Genomic DNA, 15614 nt, shown 5'->3' with positions numbered 1-15614 from the left:
TTCTTAGCATACACTTGAAGTAATTCGTATTTATGTGCTGTTCTTATAAGCTAATGCTTTAATTTTAATCTTAAATTTTTGTACATCAGGTAAAAACAAATGTCAAAAAAAGAGGACATCATTAATACAGCGTTGAATCTCTTTAATACATATAGTTATAATTCTATCGGTATAGACCGAATTATTAGTGAGTCTGGCGTTGCAAAAATGACTTTTTATAAATATTTTCCATCTAAAGCCAAATTGATTGAAGAATGTTTGGTCACGAGAAATCTCAATTTGCAAGAATCATTAGATGCTGCAATCGCTAAATGTGATCCACAAGATTATTTATCTCATATTAAAGCCATTTTCACATGGTACAACGCATGGTTTCATAGTGAAGATTTTAATGGTTGTATGTTCCAAAAAGCCGTAGAAGAAATTTCAAAAGTTTATCCGTCATCACTTCAACCTGCAACTGACTATAAAGAGTGGTTAAAAGGGCATTTGAGTAATGCGTTGCGTCATTTAGGTGTTAAACAAGATATTCAACTTGCTTCTTTCTTGTCGAGTCTTCTTGACGGAATGACGATTCAGGCGCAAATAGATCCTCAGCAAGTGTGTTTGGATGATTATTGGAGACGGGTAGAGACCCTGATTCAGATGGAATTGGCTTTAGCCCAACCGAGTTCAGTTTAACCTTTAAGTTTGTTGAAATCCTAGGTTGCAAGCATAAGTAATATTGATTTGCGCTTGCTGATCTGTTTAATTTACTACTTAAACTTGAAAATAAAAAAGCGCGACCACTTGAAGTGAATCGCGCTTTGCTGATAAGTTTTTTATATACCTAACAATTTATTGTCATAACAATAAATTGTTAGGTAAAGAGATGCTTGAAGCATCTTCTTATATTTATTCTTATACCCTCTGAATGCACTGGTCATTCGTTTTTTTCAGCAAATTATACAGACTTGTCTGTTTAGTTGGATTGTAAAGATTTTGTTGTTTTTTACAACAGAATCTTTGTGAATTTGTTTGTTTTTTTATCAAACAGCTTAAAAGTTAAAAAAAATATCTAATTTTTGGTACTTTGCGTTTAATTTTATGAGTGCTGATCGAGTTTAAAAGCCAGTTCTTGACCTTGTTGATTAGGCTAGCAGAATTCTATTTATCTTTACATGGCAGTAAATTGTTATACACGAAGCATGTGGTCAAGAATTTGAAAATTGAAATGAATAATTGTAAATAAATATTAGAGATAAAAATAAAAGACCTTGAAAAATGCCTATACTGTTGGGAATATCAATATTTAAGCATTAGTGATTCATTCTTCAGGCTAAAATTCTAGGATCATTGCTATTGAGGATTTGTTCAATTTTGCCATTAGGGCGCTGAAAAATCGTTTGATCATGCGTATAGACTTTGCCATTGCGAGCAACCGCATTTTGATCACTGGGCGGGGTAAATAACCAAGTTTCATTTTGTGTTAAAGGATGAACCAATAAATTGAATTCAGTATTTGCTGGATATTGAATATCGCCTAAGGTTAATTTTTCTGTCAGTGTGCCATTTTCAATTCCGATGAGTTGTTTATTTTGATCCAAATAGACATTTGCCCATTGTAGGGAAACAGCTTTGTATTGGGTGAGAGGATTGTGAATCCGCCAGTAATCTGTAGAAACAAAGTTGTCTGGATATTTTTGATATTTAGAACGCTCGATATCTGCCTGTGCCACAAGTATAATATTTTCTAGCTGCGTATCTTGAGCAAGATTACAGTGCTCTAAACCAATGATGTTGCCAGCATCATCTAAATAGACTTGAATATAGCTCATCAGCTGACAATTCCAACCTTCGATCGTATCCTTACCTGTACCCATTAATGTGGTTGAACGATCATCAAAAAGTTCCAAATCAATACCACGAGGAATTTTCATGCTGTTAATTTGCAGCTTTCCAAATAATACGGGTTGGGGAAATTTGGCTTGTCTCAATGAGGTCAATTGATCGGGTGCAAATAATTCAAGTTCAGTCCCTTGCGGCATTTGGATGCCTAAAATTTTCTCAGGCGAACTTAATGTTTTATGTAGGGAATGATGCTCTTTTTCAATCTCATTTTTTGTATATAGAACAAGAAAATAAAGTGCTAAGCTCAAAAAAACGCAGAGTACACTACAGACAAATAAAGACTGAATAAAAATATTGCCATGCCTAAGGGTATTTCTGAATTTTGAGCTAAATATTAATCCAATCGCAAATAGACTAAAAATAATGGTCCCAAAGCCAGCGACAAAGAAAATCCAAAGATAGTTAAAAGAAAGTGGAATCATGCTATTGAGAATCGTATTTTTATATTTGCTAAGATTCAGGATATTGTATGCAATATCCTGAATTATTTTCAATCAATCAAAAATCTTATGAAGCGCTTGGAACGGTAACGTCACTACATCAAAAGCGACAGCAAAAGGGAATAACACCAGTTTATCTGCAGTTTTACTGCCAGCCTTTGAGTAATCTTTTACCTCTTGAGTGGTATAGATACTGACTTGATAGGGTTTACTCAGTGCTTTTAGTGATGAAATATTAGAAGCAGAAGGGTAAACCAGACCAGATAAGGTAATGTTAAAACAGAAACGTTGCGCTTTTAGACGTTGATCACTTGAGGTGGTACATTCTTCTGCACCATTTTCAATAAAGAATGCACGATCTTGTTTAGTGACATCTTCAGAAAGTTTGACATATTTGAGTGGTAGGGTTCCTGAAAAATGCCCATCATTTTTTTCTGAATTGAAGGTCAGCGCTTTATCAATTTGAATAAATTTTGGATCAAGTCCTGTGATCACTTTGACAAATCGAGCACCACCACTGGTGATGACATAACTATTTTTTTGCCCTGCAATGACAATGCTGTCAGAAGGTAGGGCCGAAATTGCTTGTGATGGTTTGCCAAATGCTAAAACCGTATCATTGACCAATACGGTTTGAACATTACGGGTACGAACACCATTGTCTTTCTTTAAAAGGGTTGAAGTTGCACAGCCGGTCATGGCAAATGCGGAAATAATACAAATGGACAATGTAGATTTATAATTTAATTTATTCATATTTTGCTCATTTAATCTTAAGGTATTGTTTATACCATTAAAAAAATAGGGTGTTAAGTTTTTAACTTACCAAAAAATAGACAATAATTTATTTTTTCAATGAATTAATCCACTTTCCCCACAATTGATTGGCAAAATGTATCTAAAGTTTTTGATTGTCTTGTAAATTGCCAATGAATTTAAAGCAATTGTACGATTTATTATTCTTTCTTTAGAATAATCGAATAAATCAGATAATTTTGATTGTAATTTCATTCCAAGATTCTTAGAATTGCCTGCTTGTTTGCGTGATCATTGGAACTGAACTTTGAGTAATTTTCTAACCGAACACCTGATCCATCGTGATGATGATTTTATGGTGATCCATAAGCCAGCAGGTATACTCACAGTTCCAGGAAAAACAGCAGATTTACAAGATTGTGTTATCAACAGATTATTAAAAATCGAGCCTAAGACTTTACTCATTCATCGTTTAGACCGCGATACCTCTGGGATTTTGGTATTTGGACTGAGTAAATGGGGACAAAAAAGTATTTCTAGACAGTTTCAAGAACGTCAAACCTCTAAAACCTATCAAGCTGTTGTTGCTGGCACTTTACATGGTGAAGGCACAGTTGATGTTCCTGTGATTTATGATCCAGAACATCCACCCTTACATATTGCAGATCCAGAACATAACAAGCCTGCATTAACACATTGGAAAGCAACCCAACATTTTCAAATTCAAGGACAGGCTGTAACCCGTGTTGAGTTAACACCAATTACAGGACGGTCACATCAGTTACGCGTGCATATGCAATATTTAGGACATCCTATTATTGGTGATACTTTATATGCAACTGTAGAACAACAGCAGCTTATGCCACGACTTTGTCTACATGCACAACAACTGAGTTTTCATCATCCTAAAACAGAGGAGCTTGTACAATTTGATTGTCCAGTTCCGTTTTAGTTTAGATTTTTAAGTTGAAATTAAGTCGCTCAAAATTTAATGAGCTTTATGTCAAAAAGTATTGCGTAATGGGTATAAACTTTGTTCAAATATTCTCCTGATTTGAGCAACCGTGTTTTAGCCCTAACATGAGATAAAGGTGGAAAAATTGCAACAATTTGCTATAGGTCAACGTTGGTTATCGGACACAGAAACTGAGTTAGGTTTAGGTGTATTGATTGACGTCGATGAACGTTCAATCAGTATTCTTTTTCCAAAAAGTGACGAAACTCGTGTCTATGCACGTAATAATGCCCCATTATCTCGTATTGTTTTTAATATCAATGATGAAGTTCAAGACCAAGAAGGCATCAAGTGGATTGTCGAGTCTTTAGATGATCGTAGTGGTGTGATTCGTTACAATGTTATTCGTACATTAGATAATGGTGAACAAGAGAAAAAAGCGTTAAACGAAACGCGTATTGGCGCACAAATTCAATTGTCAAAGCCTTTAGAGCGTTTATTGGCAAGCCAAATTGACTATAAAGAATGGTATGACTTACGTATTGAAGCGATGCAAATGCAAGCCAATATGCAAACGTCACCATTACGTGGTTTGGTTGGTGCGCGTGTAGGCTTGATTCCACACCAGCTGTATATTGCACATGAAGTGGGTAAGCGATTTGCACCTCGTGTATTACTTGCAGATGAAGTCGGTTTAGGTAAAACAATCGAAGCGGGACTCATCATCCATCAACAACTCAAAACCGGTCGTTCTGAGCGAATTCTGATTCTTGTGCCAGATTCATTACAATATCAATGGATGATTGAAATGCGTCGTCGTTTCAATTTGAATTTCTCATTGTTTGATCTTACTCGTACAGCTTCAATCAAAGAGCATGATCCTGAACTCAATCCATTCCTGACTGAACAATGTATCATTGCTTCAGTAGATTTGATGATTGATCATGATGATTTGCGTGAGCAAGCCATTGAAGCTGGTTTTGATCTGTTGGTGGTCGATGAAGCGCATCATTTGATGTGGAGTGAAGAGGAAGGCGGTAATGACCGTTATGACCTTGTTGAAGAGCTTGCTGAAAAAACTGAAGGTGTGCTGCTTTTAACTGCAACACCTGAACAGTTAGGTGTAGAAAGCCATTTTGCCCGTTTACGTTTACTTGATCCACAACGTTTTAGTTCGCTTGATCGTTTCCTTGATGAAGAAGAGCAATATCATCACACTGCTAAAATTGCTGAAGTGTTGATGTCAGATTTGCCACTTGAAGCGGAACATTTGGCAGCAGTTGAAAAATTATTAGGTCATCCGATTGAAGATCAGCCTGAACATCGTTTCCGTGCAATTCATGAGCTTTTAGACCGTCACGGTACAGGTCGTATCTTGTTCCGTAATACCCGTGAAGCAATTCAAGGTTTCCCTGGACGTGATTGCCAACCTGCACCATTGCCAGCACCAGAAAACTGGTCTAAAGATGGAAAATTACGCGAACAAATGTGGCCAGAAGAGCTGCAACTTGATGGCGCATGGATGGAAACAGACCCACGTGTTATGTGGTTGATGGAACGATTACGTTCTGATTTAAAACATAAAAAAGTATTGCTGATTGCACGTAGTGGTCCAGTTGTTGAAGCACTTGAAAATGCTTTACGCATCCATGCGGGTATCCGCACCGCAATGTTCCATGAAGGCATGAGCTTATTGGAACGTGACCAAGCAGCGGCTTATTTTGCTGAAGATTCTTATGGTGCACAGATTTTACTGTGTTCTGAAATTGGTTCAGAAGGGCGTAATTTCCAGTTTGCTTCTGATCTTGTGTTGTTTGATTTGCCAGCAAATCCAGATGTACTTGAACAGCGTATTGGTCGTTTAGACCGTATTGGTCAGGAAAACCGTATTCAGATTCATGTGCCTTATCTTGTAGGTACAGCGCAAGAGCGTATGTTCCGTTGGTATAATGAAGCGCTGAATATTTTCAGTAATATTTCGCCTACAGCACAAACCTTACAAGAAAACTTTATTGTCGATTTAAAAGATTGCTTATTGGATGATAAAGGCCAAGCCTTTGAAGAACTTCTTGAAGCTGTCAATGTACAGCGTCAAGCACTTGAAGTTGAATTGCAAGATGGTCGTGACCGTTTATTGGAATACAATTCATGTCGTCCGATCGTGGCACAAGAAATTGTTACTGCGCTTGAAGACTATGATGACAATACTTTATTGCCAATGTTTATGAAGCGGTTTATGGCATCAACCAACATTGACTTTGATGAGCAAAGCAATGGTACGGTGATTATTAAACCAACCGATCAAATGCAAGTGCAAGGCTTGGATATCGACGAAGAGGGCATGACTGCAACCTTCTATCGTGATCAGGCACAGATCCGTGAAGACGCGCAATATTTAACACTTGAACATCCGTTTACTGAAAGTGTGATGGAAATTATCCGTACTCAATCTTTTGGTAGTACCAATGTTGCAATTCTAAAAACCAATGCACTTAAACAAGGCACGATCTTGTTGGAAGTTTGGTTTAAAGTGGATGTGGTCGCACCTAAAGCATTAAACCTACCTTCAAGTTTGCCGACACAATTGATTCGAGTGTTATTGACTGAAACGGGTCAGGATATTACTGCTAAGCTTGATCCAGAAATTATTAAGCCGTATTTACATCATTTAGATAGCAACAGCTGTCGTCAAGTGGTGAAAGCACGTCGTGAAGTGATTGAAGAACGCTATGCACAAGCTTTAGATATTGCTAAAGGTGTTTTACCGCAGTTAAAAGAGCAAGCTAAAGAAATTTATGGTAGCAAATGGCAATATGAAATTGATCGTTTAAGCTACTTAAAGCAATTCAATCCAAGTATTCGTGCAGATGAAATTGAACGTTTACAGAAATTCCAGAAAGAAGGTTTAAGCTTATTGGAAGGTGTTTCTGTGACCCCAGAAGCGATTCAGGTATTGGTTGTGGTTAAACCTTAATTTAGTGTAATTTTATCTAGATTATAAAAGCTCCTTCGGGGGCTTTTTTGATGTATATGTTATGCATATTTAAATAATCAATTATTGGGTTATTTTTATTTATTTGATTTTAAATGTAAAAGTTATAACCATTTATAAAAATTAATTCCTATTATTGCACCATTTATATGGTCATATCTTGTATGAGGGGCTATAGACCATGCTTCAATGTCACCACGCGATAGAAACGCCATGTATCATTGGATGAGATCTACTTTACAACAATAATCAATGAAGGATTTACAGGGAGTTTGTTGTATACATCGCAACCGTTTTTATGCTATTAAAATAGTCTACTTTGATCTAGATTTGTTCCTTAGAGATAAAGTTTACTCACCCATGTAATTTGATCATTCAGTATTGTGTATCCAAATAGACAAGTTCGAAAGTAACCGTCTATAGCCAAGATAAAAACTTAAAATAATGGAAGAAATGATATGGAAAACAAGGATTTTGTTGAGTTTCATGATACCCATGTGCACTATCTACTTCATTGGGAAAAGCAATTACCGCAAAAAGATGTGTTTGTACAACCATTGGCCAATGGCAATGTGGTGCATTACACATGGTCGGAAGTTGCACAACAAGTTCGCAGTATGGCGAGTTATTTACAGTCTTTAAACTTGCCTGAAAAGAGTGCGATCGCAATTTATGGTAAAAATAGTGCGCATTGGCTTATGGCAGATTTAGCGATCTGGATGTCAGGTCATATCTCAGTCCCACTCTATCCAACACTCAATGCGGAAGGTGCAGCTTATGTACTCAACCATAGTGAAGCAAAACTCTTATTTATTGGAAAATTGGACGGTAAAGCGGATAGCTGGAATGAGGTAAAAACAATCATTCCACAAGATTTAGCTTGTGTGCGTTTGGCATTATCACCTGAATTCGACGCACCGCAATGGAATGATATTGTGCAATCTGTTGCGCCACTAGAAAACCCAGTATTACCCAATAAAAATGATTTAGCGACCATCGTTTATACGTCTGGCAGTACTGGTGTACCTAAAGGGGTTATGCAAAGTTTTGCGACGCTTTTATCTGGCGCTCGTGAACTCAGATTGACTTATCAAGTGACAACATCTGATCGGGCCTTATCTTATTTACCACTTGCACATGTTGCTGAGCGAATTTTTATTCAATCTTCATTGATGGTTTGCGGTTTTACCGTGTATTTTGCAAATTCAATTGAAACCTTTGTCGAAGATTTGAATCGTGCCAAACCTACATTATTCTTTTCAGTGCCACGCTTATGGACCAAGTTCTATTTGGGGGTTAATGAAAAAATACCCCTCCATATACAAAAGATTTTATTCAAAATACCTGTGTTGGGTAAATTGGTCAAAAAGAAATTACTCACCAAGCTCGGGCTAAATCATGTCCGTTATGCATTTACTGCTGCTGCACCATTACCTACAGATATTATTTTATGGTATCGAAATTTAGGTTTAGAGTTACTTGAAGTCTATGGTATGACTGAAAATTGTGGTTATTCGCATGTGACACGTGTGGGGCAGTTTGCCAGTGGTTATGTGGGGCATGCCCAACCTAAAGTGGAGTGTAAAATTGATGAAAATGGTGAAATTCTGGTAAAAAGCCCAGGAACTATGTTGGGCTATTATAAAAATCCTGAAAAAACTGCAGAAGATATGACCGAAGATGGATTTTTACGTACTGGGGATTTGGGCGAGATCGATGCTGAAGGGCGGTTAAAAATTACTGGTCGAATTAAAGATATTTTTAAAACAAGCAAAGGCAAATACATCATGCCAGTTCCGACTGAGCAAAAAATCGGCAATCAGGCCTTAATTGAATCTGTATGTATTGGTGGTTCAAGCCAACCACAACCAGTTGCCTTTATTATGTTGGCTGAAGATATTCGTAACAGTCTGAAGCAGAACCCGAAGCGAGATGAAATTGAAAACACCTTAAAAGCATTAAGAGTGAAGATCAATGAAGAACTTGAGCCCCATGCAAAAATCAGCTTCTTTGTCGTAGTAAATGAACCATGGACCATGGAAAATGATTTACTCACTCCAACGATGAAAATTAAACGTAATAAAATTGAAAGTCGCTATGAGCCATTTTTAGACGCTTGGGCACAACAGAAAAAAGAAGTGGTCTGGGAATAAAAGTTTTTAACTACATTCGCATTATTAGGAAAAAAGCCTGAATTGTAATATTGTTCAGTTCAGGCTTTTTTAATTCTCTTCTTTTACAAAGTAATACTTCACACCTTTAAAAGAAGGGTTTCTTGACGACCAAATGATTTATGTTTTAGATCATTTCAGCTTTAAATCATTTCGGCTTGTTTAAGTTCTAACTTGATATAGGCATAGAAGATGGGTGCAACAATTAGACCCGCTAAGCCAAAGAACGACTCAAAGACTAACATTGCCAATAACACTTCCCATGACGCTGCATGGATTTTTGTGCCAATAATTTTGGCGTTAATAAAGTATTCCAGCTTATGGATAAAAATCAGATAAAGTAATGCGATACCTGCGGTAGATACTGAAATGGTTAAACCTGCCATCACAATAATGGTATTGGAGAGTAAGTTTCCGACAATTGGAATTAATCCAAAAATAAAAGTCAGGATCACTAAGGTGTTGGCAAAAGGTAAATGTATATCAAATACAGGAAGGATCAGGTGAGAGAAAATCAAAAATAAAAAGGTATTGATTAACGAAATTTTAAACTGAGCAAACACCACATTTTTAAAAGATGACGAAAGATTCTCAATACGTGTGATCATGGCACGCTTAAATTCTGGCTGATCCGGCTGTGGACGCAGTTGGTTTAATGAGACAAGGATCCCCACAATCATACCAATCAGCATGGTGGCTAAATTATGTAAGAAGCCTGTTCCGGTACTTTTTAAAGTTGATAAATTATCTTTGATTAAATCAAAGGTTTGATCTTTTAATTCAGTGAGTGAATAAGGAATAAATCCGGGAATATATTGTGCCACTTCAAGTTGTAGCTTTTGTAAGGTTTTATCGACTTGGTCACTGATGGCATTGATTCCCGCACCTTGCAAATCATGTTGAACAAAGCTGATTAAGCCTGTGATGCTGAGCACAATCAAAGAAATAATAAAGACGGCTAGAATAATGCTAATGGTCAAGCGAGCTCTTTGACCATCAATATATCTCTCCGTAATGCTACCTAAACTATTGATGATTTCAAAAACAACAAAACCTGCAAAAAATGATGCTAAAAGATGCAAGGGAATCAGTAAAGACAAAAAGATCAGCATGAGTACGTAACTTGCAATAATACTTTGACGATCATTTAACAGTTTCATGTGAATAGAGCTCAATTATACAATTGATGTATAGGGGAATATAAAAATACCAAGTTAGATTTATATCACTCTAACTCGCGGCGAGATAGCTATTTTTAAATACAAAGCTTAATTCAATGTGAAAATATTTGACCTCAATACTGGGTGAAAAGTCTTTAAAAAACGTTATAGAAAGATAAAAGATCACTATCGTGGGATTGATCAGAAAAACTTTAATGCTGCGTACATTTAATAGTACATAGAGCGCTATTAAAGCGAGTGATTCAAATGAATTACGTCATGCATGTTATATAAGCCAGCGGGTTGAGAAATACACCACATTGCGGCACGAATTGCACCAGTCGCAAAGTTCATCCGATTGCTTGCAATATGTTTGATTTCGACCTGTTCCCCATGACCATAAAATATTGTGTTATGTTCACCAACAATGTCTCCACCACGTATGGCTTGTAAGCTGATCTGTTGGGGTGCTCGCTCAGCAACCTGAGCATGGCGTTGATAGACCGCTAAATCACTGAGCAATTTCGTTCTGACTTGAGCAATTGCTTCTGCATACATCAATGCAGTACCTGATGGTGCGTCTATTTTTTGTCGGTGGTGTGCTTCGATGATTTCAGCTTCAAATCCTGTACCTAATAATTGGGCAGCAACTCGAACCAAATCAACACTAAGATTGACACCAATGGAGTAATTGCCTGAATGCACGATAGCAATATCTTGCGTGGCTTGAGCAATGTGTTGATTTAATTGCTCAGATAAACCAGTGATACCAATAATCATTGGCTTTTTAGCGTGCTGACAAATTTTTAAATGTTGCGATAATGCTTCTGCTGTAGTGAAATCAATTACCACATCACAATGCTGAATGACGTCTTCCAAACGATCTGAAATAAGCACATTTAACGGTGCTAGATTGAGATACTGTCCTAGTTCATGACCAATCGCTGCACTTGCAACTCTTGCTGTAGCAACAGTAATGTTTAGTCCCACATTGAGACAGGCCTGAACTAGCATTTGTCCCATGCGGCCAGTCACACCAAGTATGCCTACACGAATATTTTGTTGATTGTGACTGATCATTGGGTCTTGATACTTATATTTAATAGGCTATGAAAGAATAGGTATTATTTAATTTGCGCTTCGTCTAAATGACGCGAACCTTCGAGTAACATGCGAATCATCACCATGGTTTGTTCAGCGACTTCTTTACGTTCAGCAATCGGCAAATCAATCACCTTGGCACCCATATTAAATACCAGCTGAGTAATGGCTTTGGCGACTAAATCAGGATGGGTTAATTTACTGTGATTGATGCGTTCTATTCGAATCAAATCCTCTTGGAGTTCTTGTTGGAAATAATTAAGTTGTTTGTCTACAGCAAGTTTATATTGCTTTGATCCTGTATAACCTTCACGCAGTAGTAAACTTAGATTACCTTCATCGGCATCTAGTTGTTCAATAAATACTTCAACTGAACTGCGAATAATACTGCTTTGTCTAATTGCCTTGATTCGAGCTTCATGCAAAATTTGACGGAGCACCACGCCTGAACGATCAATCAGTTCAATCGCCAACTCATCAATATCTTTAAAGTGACGATAAAAACTATTTGGCGCAATCCCAGCTTCACGAGCAACTTCTCTTAAACTTAAAGATGAAATACTTTTTTGCGGTCCAATCAAATTTAAGGCGGCTTGGAATAATTCTTCTTTGGTAATTGTCGCTTTGCGTCCAACAGTACGTACAGAAACTTTTTCAAGCTCATGAATTTGATCTTGAAGGGTAGCTGGGTTCTGAGGTAATACGGACGTTGGATTCATAAAGTATCAAATAGTTAAAATATTTTTTTCATTATAGCCTTTGTCATTACATAAATGAAATGTCTAGATACAATACACGCGTATATACAAATATATATACATGTGTATAATAATTAAAAATCACTCAGATGGTGAGCCTAGTATGCACGCTATTGAAAAGCAAAAATCTCCCGTAAACGCTATATTTGATATGGTGTTAGGTACTCATACGACTAATTTTTGGCTACAGAAAATTAATCCATTGTGGTCAGTTCAACAAGCTTTGGGGAAAATTGTTGAAAAAGAACAATCCGCCGCAGATACGATCAGCTTAACCATCAAAATTAACCGTTTGTTTAAAATGGGGTTAGCTGGGCAGCATCATCCGATCACTGTCGAAATCAATGGTCGTCGTTATGAACGTACCTATAGTCTGACTCAATTAGATACACAACATGTACTACTCACGGCAAAAAAAGTAGAAAAAGGCATTGTGAGTAACTGGTTGTTTGAACATGCCCAAGTGGGTGAAGTGATTGAATTTGGTCGACCTTATGGTGATATGTTATTGCCTCAAGTTGCCAGTCCATTGATTCTGGTCGCTGCGGGCAGTGGTATTACGCCGATGTATAGCTTGATTCAGGCATTGGCAGCGAACCAGCAGCTTGATCGTCAGCCAGTACATTTAATGTATTGGGTTAAAAAAAATGCAGACGTTGCCTTTAAACAACAGTTTGAGCAATTTGCTCAACAGTATCCTGATTTTAAATTTGATGTGTTCTATACCCAAGAAGTACCCGCAGACGCACGTTTAAATAATGAATACTTACATATCATTAAAAATCTTGAGCAAAGTACGGTGTATGTATGTGGTCCTTCAGGTTTTGTCGCAACAGCTGGGCAATTATTTAAACAGGCCAAAGTACTCAAAAGCGAAGCATTTAGCCTAAGCCCAGTGATTTCTGATGACACCGGTTTTATCAATGTCACATTAACCAAATCCAATAAAGTGGTTGCAATCCCCAAAGGTCAAGCCATTTTAGTCGGCTTAGAACAACAAAATATCAAACCAGAACATGGTTGTAGAATGGGTATTTGCAATAAATGTGCATGTAATAAAGCACAGGGTGCCACAAAAAACTTAGTTAATGGTCAAGAAAATTTTGAACCAAATAATTTGCTGAGAATTTGTGTAAATACTGCCAAAACTGATTTAGTTATTGATCTTTAAGCGAGTTTTATCATGAATATGCCAGTTAAAATTCAATATTTTAAAAACACCAAAAACCGTGAACTGACCCAGACTGAGCTAGATGCTTTAGCGCGCGAGCTAGATGCGATTAAGCAAGAAGTCTTAGATGATATTGGCGAAAAAGATGCCAAATATATCAAAAAAGTATATGCCGCTATCCGTTATAGTAGTATTTTAGGCCGAGCATGCTTATTTGCGGGTTGGTTTCCACCTGCATGGTTACTGGGTACAGGTTTACTGAGTTTTGCCAAGATCATGGAAAACATGGAACTCGGTCATAATGTCATGCACGGACAATATGACTGGATGAATGATCCACGCTTTAAAGGTACAACTTACGAATGGGATATTGTTGGAACCTCTGACAATTGGCGCCAGACCCATAATTATAAGCATCATACCTATACCAATATCAAAGGTATGGATGATGATATCGGCTATGGTTTATTGCGTTTATTTCCTGAGCAACGTTGGAAACCGGGTTTTTTATTGCAGCCTTTATATGCAATTCCGTTCTGTCTATTGTTCCAATGGGGCGTTGCAATCCAAAACCTTGAAATTGGTAAATTGGTTTATAAACGTAAAACTTGGGCGCAGTTTAAAGAAGAGTGGAAGCCGACCCAGAAGAAAATTGGTAAACAGTTTTTTAAAGATTATCTTTTCTTCCCCGTGATTGCTGGTCCAGCAGCTTTACCTGTATTTACAGGTAATTTAGTCGCCAATGGTATCCGTAATATTTGGACATTTAGTATCATTTTCTGTGGTCACTTTACCAAAGATGTCGAAGTGTTCCCTAAAACTGTTTTACAGGATGAAAGTCGTGGACATTGGTATATGCGCCAGATTCGAGGTTCTTCGAATTTAACCGGTTCAGAAGCATTTCATATTTTGACGGGACATTTGAGCCATCAAATCGAGCATCATTTATTCCCTGAAGTGCCTGCTCGTCGCTATCGTAAAATGGCGCCCAAAGTTGAAGCGGTATGTAAAAAGTATGGTTTAAACTACAACAATGCAAGTTTGTTTAAGCAGTATGGTCAAGTCCTTGGACGTATTGTGAAATATGCATTTCCATTTAAAAAGTAGTTGATTTCCTAAAGCTATAGCCACTTTTAAGTGGCTTTTTTTATTGTCAATGATTGGGTTTTTCAGTAAAGTTTATTTGACTGTTATAAGGGTTTGTTGACAATTCGTCTACGTTTGCGACTGCGAGTGTTTTTTAGGCGATATTAGGCGCGGAGTATGAAATTTAGTCATTCTAAATGATGAGAAACAACGTTTCGCAAGGTAACTCGTAACGGCAAAAAACACTCTAGTCCCGAAGGGTTGTGGCTAAAATTATCTCAGCCTGTGTTATGAAACTCGAAAATAGTCTCGCTATTCTCTTCGTTTCATGCCTTGCCTGCTCAATTTTAGCCTACAACCCAAACCATTTATGAAATGTCAACAGACCCTAAGATAAATGAGAAGAACATGATTCAAAAACAATTAGAAAATATACAAAATTGGTTAGCGCAACATGCGGCAAAGATCGCAAATCAATCACTCAATCCTGCTGCAAGTATTGCTGATATAGAACAATTTGAACAAAGGCTTTCTAAACACTTACCTGAAGATTTTAAACAGTTGTACTGTTGGCATAATGGGATGAATGAAGAGGAAAATTTAGGCAGTTTATTTTATGGTATGGAATTTTTATCGCTGACCAATATTGAAACTAAACGTGCTGACCTTGCAGATCTAGTTGATGAGTTATTTGTACTTCAACATGCTGACCCACAAATCAATCCAACCAATGCCCACCATCGAGATTGGGTTCAGTTTGCGCACGATGGTGGGCGAACAGGTTTGTATGTGGATTTAGTCCCCACCGCCGTAGGTCAAATTGGGCAGGTGATCTTTATTGATCATGAATATGATGTTGGGATTTTGGTCGCTAACTCGATTACCGATTTACTTCAACAATTTTCAGATGATTTAGACAATGACTTATATCAGTTGAATGAAGATGCTTTAGAAGATGAAAATGAGTTTTTAGAAAGTGATGCAGCTATTGATCTGGTCAATTGGCATATGAGTGAACGCTGGGCACGTTCTGATTTTACTTAGATTTTTTTAGAAAAATCATTTTATAAAATTATGTTTGAACGCTTCACTCATAAAAAGTGTATCAATAGCGATTATTGCTACACACTCAGT

The 15614-nt window shown here is 37.2% G+C and carries 12 protein-coding genes; 7 read left to right on the top strand and 5 right to left on the bottom strand.

The window, feature by feature from the left end; all coding sequences use genetic code 11:
* The first annotated feature begins 99 nt into the window (after positions 1-99).
* On the top strand, positions 100-681 hold the full coding sequence (locus F981_RS11575; protein ID WP_004721722.1) for a TetR/AcrR family transcriptional regulator: 582 nt from the start codon (positions 100-102) through the stop codon (positions 679-681).
* Between the two features lie 632 nt (positions 682-1313).
* On the opposite strand, the gene F981_RS11570 is transcribed toward F981_RS11575, so the two are convergent.
* Positions 1314-2312, bottom strand: coding sequence for a hypothetical protein (locus F981_RS11570; protein WP_004721719.1), 999 nt, complete (start codon positions 2310-2312; stop codon positions 1314-1316).
* 72 nt (positions 2313-2384) lie between these two features.
* Complete coding sequence (locus F981_RS11565) at positions 2385-3086, bottom strand: YidX family protein (protein WP_004721717.1); 702 nt, start codon at positions 3084-3086, stop codon at positions 2385-2387.
* Between the two features lie 307 nt (positions 3087-3393).
* Between F981_RS11565 and F981_RS11560 the strand changes: the two genes are divergently transcribed.
* From F981_RS11560 to F981_RS11550, 3 genes are all read left to right on the top strand, one after another.
* Entirely contained in the window at positions 3394-4038 is a 645-nt protein-coding gene (locus F981_RS11560; RefSeq protein ID WP_004721716.1) for an RluA family pseudouridine synthase, read from the top strand.
* A gap of 139 nt (positions 4039-4177) precedes the next feature.
* On the top strand, positions 4178-7015 hold the full coding sequence (rapA, locus tag F981_RS11555) for an RNA polymerase-associated protein RapA (RefSeq protein ID WP_004721713.1): 2838 nt from the start codon (positions 4178-4180) through the stop codon (positions 7013-7015).
* Between the two features lie 476 nt (positions 7016-7491).
* The gene (locus tag F981_RS11550) at positions 7492-9186 is read left to right on the top strand and encodes an AMP-binding protein (protein ID WP_004721712.1); all 1695 of its coding nucleotides are present in this window, start codon (positions 7492-7494) and stop codon (positions 9184-9186) included.
* 161 nt (positions 9187-9347) lie between these two features.
* On the opposite strand, the gene F981_RS11545 is transcribed toward F981_RS11550, so the two are convergent.
* The 3 genes from F981_RS11545 to fabR all read right to left on the bottom strand — a co-directional run bounded on the left by F981_RS11545 (position 9348) and on the right by fabR (position 12184).
* Positions 9348-10364: an AI-2E family transporter gene (locus F981_RS11545; protein ID WP_004721710.1), complete on the bottom strand. Its 1017-nt coding sequence runs from the start codon at positions 10362-10364 to the stop codon at positions 9348-9350.
* A gap of 249 nt (positions 10365-10613) precedes the next feature.
* Positions 10614-11444, bottom strand: coding sequence for a 4-hydroxy-tetrahydrodipicolinate reductase (dapB, locus tag F981_RS11540; protein ID WP_004721708.1), 831 nt, complete (start codon positions 11442-11444; stop codon positions 10614-10616).
* Positions 11445-11488: 44 nt separating this feature from the next.
* Positions 11489-12184, bottom strand: a complete 696-nt coding sequence (fabR, locus tag F981_RS11535; protein ID WP_004721706.1) for an HTH-type transcriptional repressor FabR — start codon at positions 12182-12184, stop codon at positions 11489-11491.
* Between the two features lie 142 nt (positions 12185-12326).
* Here fabR and F981_RS11530 point away from each other — a divergent pair, with 142 nt between their 5' ends.
* From F981_RS11530 to F981_RS11520, 3 genes are all read left to right on the top strand, one after another.
* A complete protein-coding gene (locus F981_RS11530; protein WP_004721704.1) occupies positions 12327-13394 on the top strand; it encodes a ferredoxin reductase in 1068 nt (355 codons plus the stop codon).
* 12 nt (positions 13395-13406) lie between these two features.
* Positions 13407-14501: a fatty acid desaturase family protein gene (locus tag F981_RS11525; protein ID WP_004721703.1), complete on the top strand. Its 1095-nt coding sequence runs from the start codon at positions 13407-13409 to the stop codon at positions 14499-14501.
* A gap of 387 nt (positions 14502-14888) precedes the next feature.
* On the top strand, positions 14889-15524 hold the full coding sequence (locus F981_RS11520) for an SMI1/KNR4 family protein (RefSeq protein WP_004721701.1): 636 nt from the start codon (positions 14889-14891) through the stop codon (positions 15522-15524).
* Positions 15525-15614: the final 90 nt, after the last annotated feature.

Source organism: Acinetobacter guillouiae CIP 63.46, assembly GCF_000368145.1.
In the GTDB taxonomy this organism is placed as follows: Bacteria; Pseudomonadota; Gammaproteobacteria; order Pseudomonadales; family Moraxellaceae; genus Acinetobacter; species Acinetobacter guillouiae.
The sequence above is the reverse complement of the archived record's forward strand: the minus strand, read 5'-3'. Positions and strand labels throughout refer to the sequence as shown.

What these genes read in the sequence shown, in the direction of transcription:
- F981_RS11530 (WP_004721704.1), top strand. Translation starts at nt 12,327, where the DNA reads ATGCACGCTATTGAAAAGCAAAAATCTCCCGTAAACGCTATATTTGAT.
- F981_RS11575 (WP_004721722.1), top strand. Translation starts at nt 100, where the DNA reads ATGTCAAAAAAAGAGGACATCATTAATACAGCGTTGAATCTCTTTAAT.
- F981_RS11525 (WP_004721703.1), top strand. Translation starts at nt 13,407, where the DNA reads ATGAATATGCCAGTTAAAATTCAATATTTTAAAAACACCAAAAACCGT.
- dapB (WP_004721708.1), bottom strand. Translation starts at nt 11,444, where the DNA reads ATGATCAGTCACAATCAACAAAATATTCGTGTAGGCATACTTGGTGTG.
- fabR (WP_004721706.1), bottom strand. Translation starts at nt 12,184, where the DNA reads ATGAATCCAACGTCCGTATTACCTCAGAACCCAGCTACCCTTCAAGAT.
- F981_RS11550 (WP_004721712.1), top strand. Translation starts at nt 7,492, where the DNA reads ATGGAAAACAAGGATTTTGTTGAGTTTCATGATACCCATGTGCACTAT.
- F981_RS11520 (WP_004721701.1), top strand. Translation starts at nt 14,889, where the DNA reads ATGATTCAAAAACAATTAGAAAATATACAAAATTGGTTAGCGCAACAT.
- F981_RS11545 (WP_004721710.1), bottom strand. Translation starts at nt 10,364, where the DNA reads ATGAAACTGTTAAATGATCGTCAAAGTATTATTGCAAGTTACGTACTC.
- F981_RS11565 (WP_004721717.1), bottom strand. Translation starts at nt 3,086, where the DNA reads ATGAATAAATTAAATTATAAATCTACATTGTCCATTTGTATTATTTCC.
- F981_RS11570 (WP_004721719.1), bottom strand. Translation starts at nt 2,312, where the DNA reads ATGATTCCACTTTCTTTTAACTATCTTTGGATTTTCTTTGTCGCTGGC.